Origin of the sequence: Flagellimonas sp. MMG031 (genome assembly GCF_040112705.1) — a bacterium.
Taxonomy (GTDB): domain Bacteria; phylum Bacteroidota; class Bacteroidia; order Flavobacteriales; family Flavobacteriaceae; genus Flagellimonas.
In genome coordinates this window covers 2,990,108-3,009,372 of the sequence record NZ_CP157804.1, presented here as the reverse complement: position 1 = coordinate 3,009,372, position 19,265 = coordinate 2,990,108, and the positions used below count along the sequence as shown (strand labels likewise).

General features: G+C 44.9%; 18 protein-coding genes. 15 read left to right on the top strand and 3 right to left on the bottom strand.

Annotated features, from left to right (window positions below):
* Window positions 1-13 precede the first annotated feature (13 nt).
* The 3 genes from ABNE31_RS13665 to ABNE31_RS13655 all read left to right on the top strand — a co-directional run bounded on the left by ABNE31_RS13665 (window position 14) and on the right by ABNE31_RS13655 (window position 4,352).
* A complete protein-coding gene (locus ABNE31_RS13665) occupies window positions 14-859 on the top strand; it encodes an NmrA family NAD(P)-binding protein (protein WP_349351535.1) in 846 nt (281 codons plus the stop codon).
* Window positions 860-952: 93 nt separating this feature from the next.
* A complete protein-coding gene (locus ABNE31_RS13660) occupies window positions 953-1,147 on the top strand; it encodes a hypothetical protein (protein ID WP_349351534.1) in 195 nt (64 codons plus the stop codon).
* A 193-nt stretch (window positions 1,148-1,340) separates the two neighbouring features.
* On the top strand, window positions 1,341-4,352 hold the full coding sequence (locus ABNE31_RS13655) for a hypothetical protein (RefSeq protein ID WP_349351533.1): 3,012 nt from the start codon (window positions 1,341-1,343) through the stop codon (window positions 4,350-4,352).
* 78 nt (window positions 4,353-4,430) lie between these two features.
* Here ABNE31_RS13655 and ABNE31_RS13650 read toward each other — a convergent pair whose 3' ends face one another.
* Complete coding sequence (locus tag ABNE31_RS13650; protein ID WP_293282067.1) at window positions 4,431-4,649, bottom strand: hypothetical protein; 219 nt, start codon at window positions 4,647-4,649, stop codon at window positions 4,431-4,433.
* Window positions 4,650-4,658: 9 nt separating this feature from the next.
* Window positions 4,659-5,156, bottom strand: coding sequence for a DinB family protein (locus ABNE31_RS13645; RefSeq protein ID WP_349351532.1), 498 nt, complete (start codon window positions 5,154-5,156; stop codon window positions 4,659-4,661).
* 224 nt (window positions 5,157-5,380) lie between these two features.
* Here ABNE31_RS13645 and ABNE31_RS13640 point away from each other — a divergent pair, with 224 nt between their 5' ends.
* The 12 genes from ABNE31_RS13640 (at window position 5,381) to trxB (ending at window position 18,582) form a co-directional block, all read left to right on the top strand.
* A complete protein-coding gene (locus ABNE31_RS13640) occupies window positions 5,381-6,343 on the top strand; it encodes a YafY family protein (RefSeq protein WP_349353053.1) in 963 nt (320 codons plus the stop codon).
* A 9-nt stretch (window positions 6,344-6,352) separates the two neighbouring features.
* The gene (locus tag ABNE31_RS13635) at window positions 6,353-6,964 is read left to right on the top strand and encodes an alpha-ketoglutarate-dependent dioxygenase AlkB (protein WP_349351531.1); all 612 of its coding nucleotides are present in this window, start codon (window positions 6,353-6,355) and stop codon (window positions 6,962-6,964) included.
* A 92-nt stretch (window positions 6,965-7,056) separates the two neighbouring features.
* Window positions 7,057-7,887, top strand: coding sequence for an endonuclease/exonuclease/phosphatase family protein (locus ABNE31_RS13630; protein ID WP_349351530.1), 831 nt, complete (start codon window positions 7,057-7,059; stop codon window positions 7,885-7,887).
* 183 nt (window positions 7,888-8,070) lie between these two features.
* The gene (locus ABNE31_RS13625; protein WP_127141510.1) at window positions 8,071-8,526 is read left to right on the top strand and encodes a (2Fe-2S)-binding protein; all 456 of its coding nucleotides are present in this window, start codon (window positions 8,071-8,073) and stop codon (window positions 8,524-8,526) included.
* Window positions 8,527-8,544: 18 nt separating this feature from the next.
* Window positions 8,545-10,746, top strand: a complete 2,202-nt coding sequence (locus tag ABNE31_RS13620; RefSeq protein ID WP_349351529.1) for a molybdopterin cofactor-binding domain-containing protein — start codon at window positions 8,545-8,547, stop codon at window positions 10,744-10,746.
* A gap of 467 nt (window positions 10,747-11,213) precedes the next feature.
* Window positions 11,214-12,668, top strand: coding sequence for an arginine decarboxylase (locus tag ABNE31_RS13615; RefSeq protein WP_349351528.1), 1,455 nt, complete (start codon window positions 11,214-11,216; stop codon window positions 12,666-12,668).
* A gap of 19 nt (window positions 12,669-12,687) precedes the next feature.
* The gene (speB, locus tag ABNE31_RS13610; protein ID WP_349351527.1) at window positions 12,688-13,623 is read left to right on the top strand and encodes an agmatinase; all 936 of its coding nucleotides are present in this window, start codon (window positions 12,688-12,690) and stop codon (window positions 13,621-13,623) included.
* Complete coding sequence (locus tag ABNE31_RS13605) at window positions 13,616-14,590, top strand: deoxyhypusine synthase family protein (protein WP_179384087.1); 975 nt, start codon at window positions 13,616-13,618, stop codon at window positions 14,588-14,590. The genes speB and ABNE31_RS13605 overlap by 8 nt, the downstream gene beginning before the upstream one ends.
* Before the next feature lie 2 nt (window positions 14,591-14,592).
* Complete coding sequence (locus tag ABNE31_RS13600) at window positions 14,593-14,901, top strand: hypothetical protein (RefSeq protein WP_179384086.1); 309 nt, start codon at window positions 14,593-14,595, stop codon at window positions 14,899-14,901.
* A gap of 29 nt (window positions 14,902-14,930) precedes the next feature.
* Complete coding sequence (locus ABNE31_RS13595; RefSeq protein ID WP_349351526.1) at window positions 14,931-15,716, top strand: RMD1 family protein; 786 nt, start codon at window positions 14,931-14,933, stop codon at window positions 15,714-15,716.
* Window positions 15,717-15,729: 13 nt separating this feature from the next.
* Entirely contained in the window at window positions 15,730-17,100 is a 1,371-nt protein-coding gene (rimK, locus tag ABNE31_RS13590; RefSeq protein WP_179384084.1) for a 30S ribosomal protein S6--L-glutamate ligase, read from the top strand.
* Window positions 17,101-17,610: 510 nt separating this feature from the next.
* Window positions 17,611-18,582, top strand: a complete 972-nt coding sequence (gene trxB, locus ABNE31_RS13585; RefSeq protein ID WP_349351525.1) for a thioredoxin-disulfide reductase — start codon at window positions 17,611-17,613, stop codon at window positions 18,580-18,582.
* 166 nt (window positions 18,583-18,748) lie between these two features.
* Here trxB and ABNE31_RS13580 read toward each other — a convergent pair whose 3' ends face one another.
* On the bottom strand, window positions 18,749-19,192 hold the full coding sequence (locus ABNE31_RS13580) for a hypothetical protein (protein ID WP_179384082.1): 444 nt from the start codon (window positions 19,190-19,192) through the stop codon (window positions 18,749-18,751).
* Window positions 19,193-19,265: the final 73 nt, after the last annotated feature.

Here is a 19,265-nt window from a genome sequence, read left to right as displayed (position 1 = left end):
AAAAATAACAGTCATGAAAACAGAGAACATCTTAGTTATTGGCGGAACCGGAAAAACGGGCCGTCGTGTTGCAGAAAATGTAATTCAATCAGGCCACAACGTAAGGGTTGTTGGCAGAAAAACGAGCCCGGCATTCGATTGGGAGGACCCATCCTCCTATGCCGCCGCCTTAAAGGGGATGGATAGGGCCTACATTGTATACTATCCCGACCTTGCCGTCCCTGGGGCTAAGGAAGCCATTGAAAAACTTACGGAGGCTGCCTTGCGCGAAGGATTGGAAAAGGTGGTGCTATTATCCGGAAAAGGGGAGAGGGAAGCTGAGGCTTGCGAAGAAATTGTGGCCAATTCGGGTTTAAACTACACCTTGGTACGTGCTTCTTGGTTCAACCAAAACTTTAGTGAGGGCGCTTTTTTGGAGTTCGTATTGAACGGTCAAGTGGCCCTCCCCATGCCAGAGGCGGAGATTCCCTTTGTAGATGCTGATGACATCGCAGATGTAGTGGCCAAAGTGTTAGTGGATGATCGCTACAACGGACAGACGATTACCGTAACCGGACCTCGAAAAATGACCTTTGGGGAGGCTGTGGAGGCCATGGCCGCAGGAATCGGAAAGGAAATACAGTTTCACCCCATCACCATTGAGGAGTTCAAAGCGGGAATGAAGCAAGCCGGATTGCCCGACTCCTATGTTTGGCTCTTCGGATACCTGTTCCAAGAGGTGTTGGGCAACCCGGATAATCAAGAGATATCCTATGATGTGGAAGAAGTTTTGGGACGGCCTGCAACTGATTTCAACACCTACGTAGAAAAAACCGTAGCCACGGGGATTTGGAACCAAGACCTCTCACATACCGTTTAAGGGAGGGTAATGTTTAAAACGGCAACTCGACCTAACCGTTGGAATTAATCATGCACGTGCCAAACTGGTTTGGTACGTGCTAAACATAATTGTATGACCAAAGAGGAACGAATTGCAATGATAAACGTTAGCTGGGAACTGCACAATCAAATAGAAACGGCCTATATGCAGCACCCTGCCCAAAAAAATGATGAAGCCTGGTTGGAAAAACAGCGTTTGCTTTTGGCCGATATGGCCCTTCATCTTTTACAAACGTCTATAACTCCCGAAGAGGTTAAGTTAGATTGATTACGGGACAACTTGCATGCGATTTTGACCATTTCAGATCAGTTTTTGCCTGAGGTTGGTTTGAAAAGGATGACGGATCATTTGTACTGAGAGCTTTCGTTGGTCATAAAATCCTGCAATTCTATTCCCGACCGTTTCAGATTGGCTAGGTATTTAGTAGATTTGGGGTTCAACCAAACTATTCAACTGACTCATGAGCTTAAAGCAACGTTCTTTTTCTTTTCTTTTTTCATTTTTACTGAGTTGTGCCCTTTTTGCACAGGATTTTGAAGCCTTGCAATACCGTACCATAGGACCCTCCCGGGGAGGCCGTGTAACTACGGTAACCGGAACTCCTCTGCAACCGGGAACCTTTTATTTTGGGGCTTCTGGTGCCGGTGTCTGGAAAACCGAGGATTATGGAACCTCTTGGCATAATGTTTCTGATGGCTTTTTTAAAACACCTTCCATCGGTGCGATTGAAATCGCTGCCAATGATCCCAACATTGTCTACGTCGGAACGGGTTCTGACGGTATACGAAGTAATATTATCTCTGGTAAAGGCGTATATAAGTCCATTGATGCCGGGAAAACATGGGAGCACATCGGCTTAGAGAATGCGGGCCAGATTGGTGCCGTGGAAATAGACCCCACCAATAGCAATATAGTCTGGGTGGCGGCTATTGGAAACGCCTTTAAACCCAACGAAGAACGAGGTGTTTTTAAAACCACCGATGGCGGAAAAACCTGGGAAAAGGTATTGTATGTTTCCGAAGAAACCGGTTTTGCCGACTTGGAATTATTGCCAGGAAATCCCAACGTGGTGTACGCAGCCGCATGGAAAGCGCGAAGGACCCCATGGACCATAGATTCTGGGGGTAAAAACAACGAAGGCGGTATCTATAAATCCGTGAACGGAGGGAAAGATTGGGTGAAACTGGAAGACGGACTCCCAAAAGGTTTGATCGGTAAAATTGATTTGGCCGTGTCACCAGTGGATTCCAGTATCCTTTACGCCGTTGTAGAAGCCCCGGGAGATGAACGAGGATTGTACAAATCGGTGGATCAAGGAAAATCCTTTGTCCATGTTTCGGATGATGAACGTTTGGTCAACCGACCATTTTATTATACCAATATTGAGTTGGACCCCACCAATCCCGATATTGTGTATTCCAATGCCAACCCATTGATCAAATCCGTGGATGGGGGCAAGACTTGGACACGCATGAGTGTCCCCCACGGAGATAACCACGATATATGGTTGAACCCGGATAATCCCGATTTGTTGATCCAATGTAACGATGGCGGAGCCAACGTATCGCACAATGGCGGAAAAACATGGTCCACACAATACAACCAACCTACCGCCGAAATCTATCAAGTAGCGGTGGACGACCAATATCCCTATTGGGTCTATGGCGCACAGCAGGACAATACCACCTTGGCCATTCCAAGCATGGCGCCTTCGGCAACTTCTCCAATAAATGGACCCGTGATGTTGGATGTAGGGGGATGCGAAACTGGACCGGTGATCCCTATGCCCGGCAACCACTACATCGTTTACAACAATTGTAAAGGACGCTTTAGCGTATACAGCAAGAAAACTGGACAAAGCCGTGAATATTCCATTGGGGCATCCAACATTTACGGACACAATCCAAAGGATTTAAAATATAGATTTCAGCGTGTGGCACCCATCCATGTGTCCCCTTACGACCCCGAAACCGTTTACATGGGGTCCCAATTTTTGCACAAAACCAGCAACGGTGGTCAAAATTGGGAAATTATCTCACCAGACCTTACGGCTAACGAACCCGATAAGCAAGTAATCTCTGGTAATCCCATTACCCGCGACATTACAGGGGAGGAATACTACAGCACCCTATATTCCATCAGGGAATCGAAAATCAGCAAGGGCTTGATTTGGACCGGCTCCAACGATGGGATGATCTCTGTGACCAAGGACGGCGGGAAAACATGGAAGAACGTCACACCCAAAAAAATGCCCAAAGGGGGCAGAGTGGAGTCCGTGGAACCATCACAGTTCAATCCGGCCAAGGCCTACATCGCTGTGGACCGTCATTTATTGGGCGATGAAACACCCTATCTCTATAAAACCGATAACTATGGGGAAAGTTGGGAGCTGATCAGTACAACTTCCAACGGAATTCCTTCCGATTACACCACAAGGGTTTTACGGGAAGACCCCGTGCGTGAAGGATTGCTCTACGCGGGAACTGAATATGGAATGTTCGTGTCTTTTGACGACGGCACTACGTGGAAAAAATTCCAGCAAAACCTGCCCGTCACCCCCATTACCGATATAACCCTATTCCGAGGGGATTTGGTATTGAGTACCATGGGCCGTGGTTTCTGGATCTTGGACAAAGTGACCACGCTTCAGGATGAAAAAATCACACAATTGGGCGATAGTCCTGTATTGTTTCAACCCGACGACACCTATCGCTATCAAACCCCATGGGGAGGTGATTTCCCAAATTACCCATCAACAAGCGTAATTATTGATTATTATTTGCCTTCTGATATCAAGGACGGGGTGAGCCTGCAAATTTTGGATGCCCAAGGCAAAGAGGTGGCCACCATTGTCAGCGACTCCACCCAGTTGAAATCCACTTCGGAGAAAGTGGAGGATATGAGCTTGAGCATGACCTTTGTGTACATGGATGAAAAATTGGAAACCAAAAAGGGTATCAATCGTTTTGAGTGGAACTTGGAACAAAAAGGGGCTTGGGCGAAGAACAAAAGAAGACGTTACCGAAATGGCCCCATGGCCTTGCCGGGCAAGTACACCGCCAAGTTGACCGTTGGTAACCAATCTTTCGAAAAACAGTTTGAGATTTTGATGGATCCGAAATTGGAGGATGATGGCGTTACCATGGCCGATTTGCAGGCCCAGCAGGCCCTTCAGTTAAAGGTGATAGATTTATTGTCGGAGGCTCGAATGCTTCAAGATAAGGTAGAGGAAAAGATAAAGGAACTTGAAAAGGCCAATGCCACTGAAAGTCAGCTTCAGCCTTACAAAGATATTTTGAAGGAACTCAAAAATGATGATGGCGCTTATCCCGAGGTAGTAATGGTGGCCCAAATCTCCTATTTATATTACATTTTAAGTAGTGGCGACAAAGTACCCGGGCAAGAAGAAAAAGACCGTTACCAAGAATTGTTGACTCAGTTCAATGCACTCAAACAAAAAGCCAATTTATAATTTGGACATGGTTTGAAAGGTATACATCATTCTGAAGCCCTGCTTTTTTGGCGGGGCTTCAGAATTCTTTGATGAGCTTCAATGCAATTCTTCACAATAAAATCCTTGGTTTTTCAGGAGTGAAGCAATCGTTGGAGCGTGAAGGCTTTGTGTTTCCACCCGAAGAATTTTATCGCAATCCTCCAAGTCAAAGTTCCAGCACCCATTGCTATTGACCAACTTGTTCAACCACGGACGAAGTTGGTTCACTTCGCCCTTTTGTTTTACCGAGGTTTTGAATACGAGTATAGTCTTCATGGCTTCAATTTAATCGCGATCGTAAAAAAACGGTGGTTCAATCCCCAAGGAACGCAGGTAAACATACCCCTGGCCTCGGTGGTGCACCTCGTTGTCAATAAAATAAAGGATAGAAGATTGCACAGAACCTTCGTATTGGCCAAAAAGTTTCACGTGCTCCTGATAGCGAACTTCCGAAATTTTTGCCCACAGCTTGTTGATGTCCTCGGTGTCTTGGTCCCATTTTGCCAAAAACTGGGCTTTGGTATTCCCAAAATCCCGATGCTCATCAAAATCTCCGACTTTACCGGAAACAATTTCGGTGAGTCCGGGAACCGCAATGGCGAAAAGCTCTTTCACCATCTCGGAAAAGGGTCTCATCCCACCAATACTATGGGTAAAAAACTCTTTTTCGGGAAAGGCCTCGATGAGTTTTCGTGTAAGCCGCCTGTGACCTTGGTAATGTTCCAAGAATTGTGCGGGGGTAATGACTTGGGCCGATGTTTGTTCATTAATGGTGTTTTCCATGAAATTGTGATTTAAAGGTTTATTGTTTCTGAAACCAAAATTAGGAGGGGTGGGTGACAGCCATGTGTCAGCAGTAAAAAACAACATCAAAAAAAATCGTGTTGACAGTCCGTTGTCACTGGTCAACCCTAGTTTTATCAAATTATAAATGATTACATATGAGCTGGAAAAGAACTCCCATCCACGGACTGAAATCCTATCTTTGGGATATAGCTCACACAATTATGGGAATGGACACCGTAAAACGTTTTGACCGAATAGTAGCCATTTTGGTACAGTTACAAAGTAAGCGTATTGTTAAGGCACAAGAGCTTGCAGACCGTTTTGAGGTTAGTTTGCGCACCATTTATAGGGACATCAGAACCCTCGAAGCCTCCGGCGTGCCCATTGTGAGCGAGGCCGGGGTGGGCTACTCCATCATGGAGGGCTACCGTTTGCCCCCGGTGATGTTCACCCGTGAGGAAGCGGGAAGTTTTGTAGCAGCCGAAAAACTGATGCAAAAATTTACCGATAAATCCTTGGGGGCCTATTACGAATCTGCCATGTTCAAGCTCAAATCCGTATTGCGCGGCAAGGAGAAGGATTGGGTGGAAACATTGGAGTCCCAAGTATCCATTGTTCCCGGTCAGGTGTTGTTCAATGCTGAGGTGCCCGATGCCCTGGAAATTTTGTTCGAGAGCATTGCCGAACGCAAACAGGTATTCCTGCGGTACGAATCCCTTCGGGAAGAAGCACCCTCTGAACGCCGCATTGAGCCAGTGGGCCTTTTTCATGAAAACGGTTTTTGGTATATTCTGGGCTACTGCCATCTGCGGACCGATTATCGTCATTTTAGGACAGATAGAATCCATAAAATCAACAGAACATCTTTGGATTTTATCCTAGAACACGGTACTATGGACGAACATCGCCAGAAAACCGAAGCGGTGGAAAAAACCAAGGTGAAGATAATGGTGGATAAATCCGTGGCCAAGTATATTCGCGGACAGTGCAAATATTACGGGCTGATCTCCGAACACACCAAAGGTGACGAAGTGGAAATGACCTTTATGACCACCGACTGCCATAACGGTTTTGCCCGTTGGTATCTGATGTTTGCCGACTATGCGAACATAGTGGAACCCCAAAAACTCAAAGATCGAGTGGGAGAAATATTGACGAACAGCCAAAAAAGATTGTTGACCTAAAAAAAGGAAATGGATTTATTTACGGAACAGATTGATCCATCCAAAAATTGGTTGCCCAAGGATGGGGTAGTGAACTATTTTGGCCCGATCATACCCTTGGAGCAAGCCGATGACTTCTTTAAAATCCTTGCGGATACCATTCCGTGGGAAGCGGATGTGGTGCATATGTTCGGCAAGCGCATCGTAACCAAGCGAAAAGTGGCCTGGTATGGCGACCAACCTTATGATTATACCTATTCCAACAGTACAAAAAAGGCGTTGCCATGGACTCCGGCACTAAGGGAACTCAAGGAAATGGCCGAAAACCTGACCAACGAAACCTATAATTCATGCCTGTTGAACCTGTACCACACAGGAGAAGAGGGGATGGGCTGGCATACGGACAACGAAAAGGAACTAAAAAAGAATGGAGCCATAGCCTCCTATAGTTTTGGGGCGGAACGCAAATTTGTATTTAAGCACAAAACCACCAAAGAAAAAGTGGAATTGCTGCTGGATCACGGAAGCCTGCTGGTGATGAAAGGGGCAACACAAAACCATTGGTTGCACCGTTTACCGCCCAGCAAAAAGGTGAGGTCCGCTAGAATTAATCTTACGTTTCGAACAATAATCTCCCAATAGATCAATAGGAACAATTTAATGATACGGTAATGGAGGACAGCTGCATGTTTCGGCAAGACCTCTTATCTTGCAACAGCGTTAATTCAAACATCGTGAAGCACATTTCTTTTATTATTTTTTTCTTTGGATTGATGGTACAAGCCAATGCGCAGACCATCGATTTGATTTCCTATAATATCCGGTTTGATAATCCGGGAGACGCGCCCAATCATTGGGACAACCGAAAGAATTTTTTGATTTCCCAACTCAAATTTTACCAACCCGATGTATTCGGTATTCAAGAAGGATTGATTCATCAGGTGAAAGAAATTGATAATGGTCTAAAGGAGTACGCCTATTTTGGGGTGGGTCGTGACCATGGGGATGAGCGTGGGGAGCACACCGCGGTTTTTTACAACACCACAACGGTGAAACTCATCGAACAATCCACCTTTTGGCTGTCTACCACCCCCGAAAAGCCATCCAAAGGCTGGGATGCTGCTTTGCCCCGAACCTGTACCTACGGTCTTTTTGAAAAAAGGGAGGATGGCACCCGTTTCATGGTTTTCAATACCCATTTTGATCATGTGGGTGCCCAAGCTAGGGAAGAAAGTTCCAAATTGATTTTGGAAAAAGCCAAGGAGCTGAACACTGAGGATGACCCCGTGGTGATTATGGGAGATTTCAATCTGGAAAGTGATAGCAAAGGGGTTCAGGTAATCTTGACCGCAATGGCCGATGCCCACATTGCAGCAGGAACCAATGCTTTTGGTCCAAAGGGGACATTTAATGGGTTTAAATTTAGAGAGCCTGTGGAGCGGAGAATTGACTATATTTTTGTTTCGGACGATTTCGAGGTGCTTAAAAGCGCCATTTTGAGCGATTCCAGGGATACCCGATATCCTTCCGATCACTTGCCTGTTTTTGCCCGATTGGCCTACTAAAAAATAAAGCTTGGCTTGTTGCACTTATCACAGTCCAAATACCAAATATGGCCGAGTTATTTATACTGGTTTTAAGTAAGGGCAAAAAACCAAAAAACAATGTTAATTTTAACAGGATGTTTAGGTTTCGCCACTCATTTTAGACAATAAATCTTTAACTTGAAGGACAATTAATCAACTCATATGGCTTCATTTACACTCAACATTAATGGAAAACAACAGGAGGTGGATGTAGATCCGTCTACACCCATGCTCTGGGTTTTAAGAGATCACCTCAATTTAGTGGGAACAAAATATGGATGTGGTATCGCACAATGCGGTGCTTGCACGATTCATTTGGATGGAACGGCAACAAGGGCTTGCATGCTCACCGTGTCTTCCGTAGGAAATTCGGAGATCACTACGATAGAAGGATTATCGGAAGAAGGCGATCATCCGGTCCAAAAAGCTTGGTTAGAGGTGGATGTGCCCCAATGTGGATATTGTCAGGCGGGTCAGATCATGACCGCTTCGGCGCTTTTGGAGAAAAACCCAAACCCGACCGACGAGGAAATCGAAATGGCCATGAACGGTAACATCTGCCGTTGTGGTACCTATACCAGAATCAAGAAAGCCGTCAAGCTAGCGGCCAAATCATAAATCCAAAAAACAGTAATCATGACACTTGTAAAGACTAAAATAGGACGACGCGCCTTTATTCGGAATGCAGGATTGGCCAGTGGTGGACTCGTTATTGGGTTTAATTGGTTGGCTTCTTGTAAAATGACGCCCGAGCAGGTCAACAGCCTACCCAAGGAGTGGTTCGAACTGAACGGCTTTTTAAAGGTGGGCGACAATGGTTTGGTAACCATTATGTCCCCAAACCCTGAAATAGGGCAAAACGTAAAAACATCCATGCCCATGATCGTGGCCGAAGAGCTCGATGTGGCCTGGAAAGACGTTATTGTGGAACAAGCACCCCTAAACACTGCTATCTTTACCCGGCAGTTGGCCGGAGGTAGCCAGTCCATCCGACAAGGGTGGGAAGGTTTGAGAATGGCCGGTGCTACCGCAAGATATATGTTGAAAGAGGCGGCAGCTCAGGCATGGAGCGTGCCAGCCAACGAAATCACCACTAAAGATGGAACGCTGACCCATGAAGCCAGCGGAAAATCGGCTGGATATGGTGAAATGGCCTCTGCTGCAACGAGCATTGAAGTGCCCGACGAAGTGGAACTCAAGGACAACGATAGTTTTTCCATTATCGGTACTGATAAGAAAAACGTGGATGGTAAAGCCATTGTAACCGGTAAACCCTTGTTTGGATTGGATGTATACAAGGAAGGTATGTTGACAGCGATGATCGTTCATCCCCCTGCGTTCGGAATGAAATACAAGGGAATGAACGCCGATGCCGTAAAAACAATGCCCGGAATCAAAGATGTTTTCCACTTTGAGGTCTATCCCGAAGGCATGGAAAAACAATGGTCCGATCAAGGAGGTATTCCAGAATTGGTGGCCATCGTAGGGAACAGCACTTGGGAATGCATGCAGGCAAAAAAAGCGCTCAATGTAGAGTGGGAGCAAGACTCCAAGGCCGAAAGCACCTCCTATCACGAAGAGTCCTTGGCCCAACTGTTGGAAAAGCCCACAGAGACTCCTGCAAGAAAAGATGGTGATGTGGATGCGGCTTTCAAAAAGGCGGCAAAAATTGTGGAAAGCACCTATTCGGCACCTTACTTGGCGCACAATACCATGGAGCCGATGAACTTTTTTGCGCATGTTACCCCAGAAAAGGCTGAATTGTTAGGGCCCATACAGACCCCGGAATTTGCAGAAAAATCTTTGGCTGCCCGTTTGGGCATGCCCTTGGAAAAAATAGATATCATGATGACCCGAATGGGCGGTGGTTTTGGTCGTAGACTTTATGGCCCGTTCGTAATCGAGGCCGCCGTGATCTCCCAAAAAATGAATGCACCCATAAAATTGGTGTACACAAGGGAAGATGATATGACCCAAGGTACTTACAGACCTTCTTACAAGGTTAAGTATAGGGCAGGTTTGGACGAAAATGGCAATTTGATTGCATGGCACGTTCGCGGAGCAGGAACCAACGATGATTTGGTTTTCGAAAATCGTTTCCCAGCGGGTGCCGTGGATAATTACCTGGCAGAAAAGCATAGCTTGTCCACCAATGTAACTACTGGAGCTTGGAGAGCACCGCGTTCCAACTTTATTGCCGGGGCCGAACAGGCCTTTATGGATGAGGTGGCGGAAGCTGCCGGAAAAGACCCATTGGAATTTAGATTGGAACTTTTTGATAGGGCCATCAACAACCCTGTGGGCGATCCGGAAAAGAACGATTACGATCCAGAACGATATGCAGGCGTCCTTAAGTTGGTCAAAGAAAAAGCCAATTGGGGTACCGATACGGGCAAAGCGCGTGGGGTAGCGGCCTATTACTGCCACAATTCCTACGTTGCACAAGTACTGGAACTGGAAGATGGGGGCGATATGCCCAGAGTGGATAAAATCACCTGCGCTGTGGATTGCGGTATAGTAATCAATCCACTGGCAGCCAAAAACCAGATTGAAGGAGGTATGATCGATGGTATCGGTCACGCCACCTACAGTGCCCTGAGCTTTGAAAATGGTAGACCGGAGCAGTCCAATTTTGATACCTATCGACTCATTCGTCACTCCGAGGCACCGAAGAATATTGAGGTACACTTTGTGGACAACGGTATCGACCCGACTGGGTTGGGAGAACCTTCCCTGCCCCCGGCAATAGGTGCATTGTCCAATGCACTGTACCAAGCAACGGGAAGACGCTTTTACAAGCAGCCGTTCATTAACGACAAGCCACCATTGGTAGGTTAGGTAGTACCGTTCAACATATTTTTAAAAACCTAAACTGGTCAGTAGCGTTTTGTTACTGGCCAGTTTTTCTTTTCACGAATCGTTATTTTGATTTTTAAGACATAAAATATTGATAATCATTGGTTTGTGTTGATGAATTTTTTATGTAAAAAAACTTGCAGTATTGGATTTTTAGTTATGTTTGCCCCATAAATGAGTCCAACCAAATTGGACGCATTGCCTATAAGCTTTGAAGACTTTTTTCATGTTCGGGCTTTTGGGGATAAGAAAGTCTACCCAACAAGCCGTCTTAAGAAGAAGACACCGGATACACGGGCTGACTTTCGAAAAACCACATGATATCAACCGTGATATTTCACGGATTCCCTACTTTGTACCCTATACCGTATTTGAATTTCGTATTTGAGAAATGGTGATTTTTCTGGTTCTATATTTCTCACTATCTTTTATTCAACAACGAAATTTAAATGAAAACAAAGTACATCGATCTGATCGAGCAAACCTATGATTTCCCACAAGAGGAATTTCAATTGAACAACAACAGACTGGAGTTTCACGGTATTGATTTATTTGGATTGGTCCAAAAATACGGTAGCCCGTTAAAGTTTACCTATTTGCCCAAAATATCCGACAATATCCAAAGGGCAAAGGGTTGGTTCAATGCAGCCATCAAAAAGCATAAATATGCCGGTAAGTACCATTATTGCTACTGTACCAAAAGTTCCCATTTTGAGCATGTCCTCAACGAAGCCTTGAAAAACGACATCCATATCGAGACCTCGTCAGCCTTTGATATCAACATTGTGCAGCACCTGAAGAAAGCTGGTAAAATTACCAAGGATACTTTTGTGATCTGTAATGGTTTTAAACGAGATCAATACATCAACAACATCGCTGGATTGATCAACAATGGACACAGGAAGTGCATTCCCATTATCGATAATTACGAAGAGATCAACTTATTGGGCGAAGCTATTGATGGCAGGTTCCAGATCGGGATTCGGATTGCATCCGAGGAAGAACCCAAGTTTGAGTTTTATACCTCAAGACTGGGTATTGGTTACAAGAATATTGTACCCTTCTTTAATCAATCCATAAAACCAAATGAGCAAGTTGAGCTTAAAATGCTCCATTTCTTCATCAACACGGGAATTCGCGATACCGCCTATTATTGGAACGAGCTGCTCAAATGTTTGAAGGTGTACATCAATCTAAAAAAGGTGTGTCCTACGTTGGATAGCCTTAATATAGGAGGTGGGTTCCCCATCAAAAATTCCTTGGCATTCGAGTATGATTATGAGTACATGGTGGATGAAATCATCCATCAAATTGGTCAGGCCTGTCAGGAAGCAGGAGTGGAGCCTCCCCATATTTTTACCGAATTCGGAAGCTTTACCGTGGGCGAAAGTGGTGGTACCATTTACGAAATCCTCTACCAAAAGCAACAGAACGACCGCGAAAAGTGGAACATGATCAATTCCTCCTTCATCACAACCATGCCGGATTCTTGGGCCATAAGCAAAAGATTTATCATGCTGCCCATCAACCGCTGGAACGACGAGTACGAGCGTGTGCTTTTGGGCGGACTTACCTGCGATAGTGACGACTATTACAATTCGGAACAGCACATGAACGCCATTTATCTACCCAAATATCGAAAGGACAGGCCACTTTACATTGGATTTTTCAATACAGGAGCCTATCAAGAAACGATCGGTGGATTTGGAGGATTGCAGCATTGTTTGATTCCTCATCCCAAACACGTTTTGATCCAACAGGATGAAGAGGGCAACCTAGAAACATCGGTTTTTGCCGAACAACAGACAGCTGGAGAGTTTCTGTCCATTTTGGGTTACGAAAGCAAGGATAAGACAGATGAATTGGTTGAAGCCGATGATGTGTCGGTATCTAGCAATAATTGAAAAGGAAATCAATAAAAAAATGAAAACAGAAAGAACATATGCCGGTATTCCAAAGGAATACGGTTCGGCCGAAAAGGCCAAAGTAGTATTGTTGCCCGTTCCCTACGATGGTACCAGTACTTGGGGCAAAGGTGCGGACAAAGGTCCGGAAGCCTTCTTGGAAGCCTCGGAGAATATGGAAATTTACGATATTGAAACGGATAGCGAAGTGTACAAACAGGGCATTTATCTGGCCGATGCCCTAGATGGTTTTGATACACCCGATGCTATGGTGGAATCTGTTCACAAAACGGTGAAGGATTACATCAACCGAAATAAAATGGTAACCATGTTTGGTGGGGAACATTCCATTTCCATTGGAGCGATCAGGGCATTCAACGAGTGTTTTGAAGACCTTACCGTTTTGCAAATCGATGCCCATGCCGACTTGCGAAAAGAATACGGTGGTACCAAATACAATCATGCCTGCGCGTTGTACGAAGCCAATGAGACCACCAATTTGGTACAGGTGGGGATTCGTAGCATGGACCATACCGAAACCTTGGTGATGGACAGGGACAACGTATTCTTCGCCCATGAAATGGTTTCCGATGATTTTTGGATGGATGCCGCCTTGGACTTGATGACGGACAACGTATACATTACCTTCGATTTGGATGCCTTCGACCCATCCATACTGCCATCGACCGGAACACCAGAACCTGGTGGGCTGTTTTGGTACGAGACCCTAGACTTTTTGCGCAGGGTTTTCAGTGAGAAGAATGTCGTAGGTTTTGACATCGTGGAACTATGCCCCAATGATGTGGACCGCTCGTCAGATTTCTTGGCAGCCAAGCTCTACTATAAAATGTTGAGCTATAAATTTTCAAACAATAACGAATTCATGGATGAAAGTTTTGAGGACGATGACGACTTCAAAAAATCCAAAAACAATTTAGAAGATTACGATGAGTAACAAAGGAGAAATATCAAAATTCATACAAAAATACTTTTTGCACTTTAATTCGGCCGCCCTTGTGGATGCCGCTAAAGGGTACGAAGATCAACTGGAAAAAGGTTCCAAAATGCTGGTTTCCTTGGCGGGCGCCATGAGTACGGCAGAACTGGGAAAAATCTTTGCAGAGATCATCCGTACCGATAAGGTCCACATTGTCTCCTGTACCGGAGCGAACCTCGAGGAGGACCTTATGAATTTGGTGGCGCACTCGCACTACAAAAGAGTGCCCAACTATCGCGATTTGACACCACAGCAGGAATGGGACTTGTTGGAAAACGGACTCAATAGGGTCACCGATACTTGTATTCCAGAAGAAGAGGCATTCAGAAGGCTACAAAAGCATATTTATGATATTTGGAAAGAGGCTGACGAAAAAGGAGAGCGGTATTTTCCACATGAGTTTATGTACAAGCTGCTGTTGTCCGGTGTTTTGGAGCAATATTACGAGATAGATATCAAAGATTCGTGGATGTACGCCGCAGCGAAAAAGAACCTGCCTATCGTGGTTCCAGGCTGGGAAGACAGTACCATGGGGAACATTTTCGCCAGTTACGTAATCAAAGGAGAATTAAAGGCCAGCACCGTCAAATCCGGTATCGAGTACATGACCTTTTTGGCCGATTGGTACCAAAAAAATTCGGAAAACGGGATAGGTTTCTTCCAAATTGGAGGCGGTATTGCAGGGGATTTCCCGATTTGCGTAGTGCCCATGTTATACCAAGATTTGGAACAGACCGATACCCCTTTCTGGAGCTATTTCTGCCAAATTAGTGATTCCACCACAAGTTATGGCTCATACTCCGGAGCTGTTCCCAACGAAAAGATTACCTGGGGCAAGCTGGATATCGACACCCCAAAATTCATTGTAGAATCCGATGCGACCATCGTGGCGCCTTTGATTTTCGCTTATTTACTAGACATGTAATCATGAGGAAAGGACAAACCCCCGCTTTAAAACGAGTGATCGTAGATTTTAAGAAATTGGACAAACACATGCTCAACCTTCTGGTGGAAAAATTTCCCGATGGTTACGATGATGACGATATCGTGACATACAGGAACGCCAATAACGAGGTGGTGGAGTGTGTTGAAGTCCGTACCGAGGACACGGCCTATCTGGTCAAGGTGAGCAAACGATTGGTTATGGCCATGGAGGATTTTGATGATTCGGACAACGATTCCGAGGACGAATCAGATTTGAACACCGACGAACTGGAAGGTTCCGAGGAGGAATAGTTGCAACAATAACTTCATATTTTACCGAAATGGCATCAGAGGCATTGGCCCTGCATCTTGCCACCAGTATCAATATAACTGCGTGCAGGAAAGCCTTGGACAAAGAACTGATTGTAGGGGATAGGGACGAGCTTTTCTATTCCGATGCATCGCGTTACCTCTATATATTCAGGTATGGGGTGGTCTCGTTTTTTGGGTATTCGGAGCCTGAAATAGCCCAACTTTTGAAAGAAATTGAGCCCTATTGTGAAGAATGGCGTCCATCCGACATCAACGAAACCATGGAAATGGAGTTGGTGTCCGATCGGGAAAACGCAAGCATAGAAAATGAAAAGGTGCTTCTGCCAAAATCAAACGTAGAAGGCATACGTTTGGCCCTGTTACATTTGTCGCAGTCCGTGGCAATGGATTATTATGCAGGTCTGTCCGAACAGGCCATGAAAGAGACTCGCGAGCATACCACCTATTTGGAGGAAAACGGGAAATTGGACATCGGCGGCAAAAAGCTAAAGCGGCATATTGCAAAAGTATTGAACATAAACAACCAGATTTCCGAAAACCTGTATATTTTTGATTCCCACGAAGTAGTTTGGGAAGATTTGGAACTGGATCGATTGGATAAGGGCCTCAAACAAATCTTTGACCTAAAGGAAAGGTATAGGAACATAAAGGAACAAGGACATGTGATCAAGGAAAACCTGAGCCTTTTCATGAATATAATGGACCACAGGGAGAGCAGTAGGCTCGAGTGGATCATTATTATATTGATTTTGGTAGAGGTGGTAGACTTGTTCATTATGCGATTAATCAGTTAAAAAAGACAGTATTTTGAGCGATATTAAAGTTTTGGGCAGCGAAGAATGGTGCCGTTTCGATGATTTGGGAATTCCGGCCATAAAGGCCAGAGTGGACTCTGGGGCAAAAACATCATCTATCCAAGCCAGTAAGATCAAAGTATTCAACAAAGGATTGGAAGAATGGGTTAGGTTTGAGGTCAATCCTGTTCAAGACAATAGAAGCATAGGAATTCTTTGCCAAGCCAAATTGGTCGATGTACGAAACGTAAAAAGCTCTGCTGGTATCGGTGAAGAACGACCGGTGATACGGACCAAAGTAAATATAGCAGGTAATGTGTTTGAAATAGACCTTACCTTGGCCAATCGGGATACCATGGAGTATCGGATGTTATTGGGCCGTGAAGCCATGAATGGAAGATATCTGGTAGATCCTTCCCAAAGTTTTCTTCAAGGGGACATTACAGATGATGAGTTAGAAGAGAAGTACAAGCCCTATACCACAGAAAAAAAGGGCTTGCGCATAGGGCTTTTGGCCAGTAACCCCAATTTGTACAGCAACAAGCGCATTATCGAGGCTGGCGAAATGAGAGGTCACAAAGTTGTCTTTTTGAATGTGGAACATGTGTACATGAAGTTGGATGCGGCCACCCCCGAAATCAGATACCGCGGAGGGAACATTTTGGACAAGTTCGATGCCGTGATTCCCCGAATCAAACCTGCTGTCACTTTTTATGGCTGTGCTTTACTGCGACAGTTTGATACCTTGGGTGTCTATTGTTTAAATTCAGCTGACTCTATTGGTAGATCTCGTGATAAATTATTTGCCTCACAATTGTTCTCCAAAAACGATATTCACATTCCAACAACGGGCTTCGCCAAATCCCCGATGGACACCAAGGACCTTATCCGTATGGTGAGCGGTGCCCCTTTGATCATAAAATTATTGGAGAGTACCCAGGGAAAAGGTGTAGTGCTGGCAGAAACCAATAAGGCTGCAGAAAGTGTAATCAATGCCTTTAAGAGTGTACAGACCAACATCTTGGTACAGGAGTTTATCAAAGAGGCCAACGGACACGATATCCGTTGCTTTGTGGTGAATGGCAAGGTAGTGGCCTCCATGCAACGGACTGCGCAAAAAGGCGAGTTCCGTGCCAATATCCACCAAGGAGGAGCGGCTTCAAAGGTGAAAATCACTCCAGAAGAGCGTAAATTGGCCATCAAATCCGCCAAGGTCTTCAATCTGGATGTGGCCGGTGTAGACCTTATTCGTTCCAACAAAGGACCATTATTGTTGGAAGTAAACTCTTCTCCCGGTCTTGAAGGTATCGAAAATACCACCGGCAAGGATATTGCCAATGTAATGATCGAAACCATTGAGCGTAAACTGAAATACAAGCAATAATTTTGTTTTTTTGATTAAATAGCTGGAATTCAACATTTTGCTATTTTTGTCATATTTTCCTACGCGAGGTCCAAAAAACGCATCGATCAATTCAAAAGGGGCATCCGTCAATTCAGAAGGGCCATCCGTAAATTCACCCACTAAAAATCCAACGGGCAGCACTATGTTTGTACCAGATAACGAAAGCTGCCAAGCTTGAGTTAAAACCTTAAATAGGATTGGGGTGATTTATAGGGTACTAAGTGTTCTTTGCCTGACATCTTATTTGTTAACAAGGTTTACGTTGCTCCAAGGGGTTTTTTGAGGTTGAGCCCCTTGGTTGTAACGGTTTCTAAGATCAAATATATGTTCCCATAAATTTGACCTACTTTTTATTTATGGGCTTTTTTTGCCCGAGAAAGGTCCTTCACCCCAATTGTTTACATCTTTTAAAAAAACTGGAAAACCTGATGGTGTAAGTTTTTGGACAAAAAACCTACTTTTGTAAGGTAATTTATCAGGAGAAGATTTATGTCAGAACAAGTGGAAAGAATCAAAACATTGATTATCGGATCGGGTCCAGCAGGGTATACCGCTGCCATTTACGCCTCTAGGGCGGATTTAAAACCAGTTTTGTATACGGGAATGGAGCCCGGTGGCCAGTTGACCACCACTACTGAAGTGGACAACTTCCCAGGGTACCCCGAAGGAGTGGATGGTCCTACCATGATGATGCAGTTGCAACAACAGGCCGAAAGGTTTGGAACGGACGTGCGCATAGGTATGGTAACCGCAGTGGAGTTGAGCGATGAAGTAGGAGGTATCCATAAAATTACCGTGGATGATAGCACACAGTTGGAGGCCGAAACTGTTATTATTTCAACCGGAGCATCCGCGAAATATTTGAATTTGCCCAGCGAGCAACGTTTAAGGGGCGGAGGTGTCTCTGCTTGTGCCGTTTGTGATGGCTTCTTTTATAAAGGACAAGAGGTCGCCATTGTTGGGGCAGGGGATACAGCCGCCGAAGAGGCATCCTATTTGGCCAATATCTGTACCAAAGTGACCATGCTCGTCCGTAAGGATTACATGCGTGCCTCCAAAGCCATGCAACATCGCGTGAACAGTTTGGATAATATTGAAATTCGATACAATACAGAGGTTGAAGAAGTATTGGGCGAACAGGTGGTAGAAGGCGTTCGTGTGGTGAACAACGAAACAGGGGAGAAAGAAGATATCCCAGTAACAGGACTGTTTATAGCAATCGGTCACAAACCGAACACGGATGTGTTCAAAGGACAATTGGATATGGATGATACGGGCTATATCATCACCCAGCCCAAATCCACCAAAACGAACAAGCCCGGCGTTTTTGCCAGTGGTGATGCACAGGACAAAATCTATAGGCAGGCAGTTACCGCTGCGGGTACGGGCTGTATGGCAGCCTTGGATGCCGAACGCTATTTAGCAGCCGTGGAGAGCAAAGAGCTTCAGACTTCGGAATAAATTGGAGTTTTCCTCAAAAAAACGCTGTCTAAAAGGCTTTTATATTTGAACATTGTCAGGTTGAGCGCAGTCGAAACCCAATGGTCGTGAATGATTATTAAGTTCTCGACTGCGCTCGAACTGACAGATAATTCTCTTTTTAGACAGCTTTTTTTGTGATTGTAATTTAATCAATCCGCTTGTAATTTTCGGAAAACGTTCGGTTACCCTCCGAATCAACCGTAATTTGGCTGAAGGAGTCCTCGTTTAAAATGAGTTCAAATGTAAAGTTTCTCATGGTATCCAAGGCCTTCATCATGTCGTCGTCCCCGTATTCGATAACCTCTATCAACGAGTTGTCAGTTACCTTGTATGATCCGTAGCCAAACCTTCCGTTGGGTTCGTCCGGAACATATCGGGTCCACATAATTTTCTCCTTGGAATACATTTTAACCTGTCGGTAACCATCCGATTTTTCAATCGTATCTATGACGTTTTCGCCGTCATAGTTGTAAAAACTCTCTAATTCCCACGTTCCTTCAATGCTAGGGCTGTTTGGATAAGGTCCTGTAAAGCTTACTGCCATCAAGAGAACCAGGATAAATGCGAAAAGTAAAACTGATTTTTTCATAGTGCCCTACCTTTTAAGTTCCTAAATGTGATATCTAAAAGGTAAGAATAAATTTTAACAATATTAAATTATA

What these genes read in the sequence shown, in the direction of transcription:
- ABNE31_RS13645 (WP_349351532.1), bottom strand. Translation starts at nt 5,156, where the DNA reads ATGGAAAACACCATTAATGAACAAACATCGGCCCAAGTCATTACCCCC.
- ABNE31_RS13580 (WP_179384082.1), bottom strand. Translation starts at nt 19,192, where the DNA reads ATGAAAAAATCAGTTTTACTTTTCGCATTTATCCTGGTTCTCTTGATG.
- ABNE31_RS13650 (WP_293282067.1), bottom strand. Translation starts at nt 4,649, where the DNA reads ATGAAGACTATACTCGTATTCAAAACCTCGGTAAAACAAAAGGGCGAA.
- ABNE31_RS13635 (WP_349351531.1), top strand. Translation starts at nt 6,353, where the DNA reads ATGGATTTATTTACGGAACAGATTGATCCATCCAAAAATTGGTTGCCC.
- ABNE31_RS13660 (WP_349351534.1), top strand. Translation starts at nt 953, where the DNA reads ATGACCAAAGAGGAACGAATTGCAATGATAAACGTTAGCTGGGAACTG.
- ABNE31_RS13665 (WP_349351535.1), top strand. Translation starts at nt 14, where the DNA reads ATGAAAACAGAGAACATCTTAGTTATTGGCGGAACCGGAAAAACGGGC.
- ABNE31_RS13615 (WP_349351528.1), top strand. Translation starts at nt 11,214, where the DNA reads ATGAAAACAAAGTACATCGATCTGATCGAGCAAACCTATGATTTCCCA.
- ABNE31_RS13620 (WP_349351529.1), top strand. Translation starts at nt 8,545, where the DNA reads ATGACACTTGTAAAGACTAAAATAGGACGACGCGCCTTTATTCGGAAT.
- speB (WP_349351527.1), top strand. Translation starts at nt 12,688, where the DNA reads ATGAAAACAGAAAGAACATATGCCGGTATTCCAAAGGAATACGGTTCG.
- ABNE31_RS13600 (WP_179384086.1), top strand. Translation starts at nt 14,593, where the DNA reads ATGAGGAAAGGACAAACCCCCGCTTTAAAACGAGTGATCGTAGATTTT.
- ABNE31_RS13655 (WP_349351533.1), top strand. Translation starts at nt 1,341, where the DNA reads ATGAGCTTAAAGCAACGTTCTTTTTCTTTTCTTTTTTCATTTTTACTG.
- ABNE31_RS13640 (WP_349353053.1), top strand. Translation starts at nt 5,381, where the DNA reads ATGGGAATGGACACCGTAAAACGTTTTGACCGAATAGTAGCCATTTTG.
- trxB (WP_349351525.1), top strand. Translation starts at nt 17,611, where the DNA reads ATGTCAGAACAAGTGGAAAGAATCAAAACATTGATTATCGGATCGGGT.
- ABNE31_RS13595 (WP_349351526.1), top strand. Translation starts at nt 14,931, where the DNA reads ATGGCATCAGAGGCATTGGCCCTGCATCTTGCCACCAGTATCAATATA.
- ABNE31_RS13625 (WP_127141510.1), top strand. Translation starts at nt 8,071, where the DNA reads ATGGCTTCATTTACACTCAACATTAATGGAAAACAACAGGAGGTGGAT.
- ABNE31_RS13605 (WP_179384087.1), top strand. Translation starts at nt 13,616, where the DNA reads ATGAGTAACAAAGGAGAAATATCAAAATTCATACAAAAATACTTTTTG.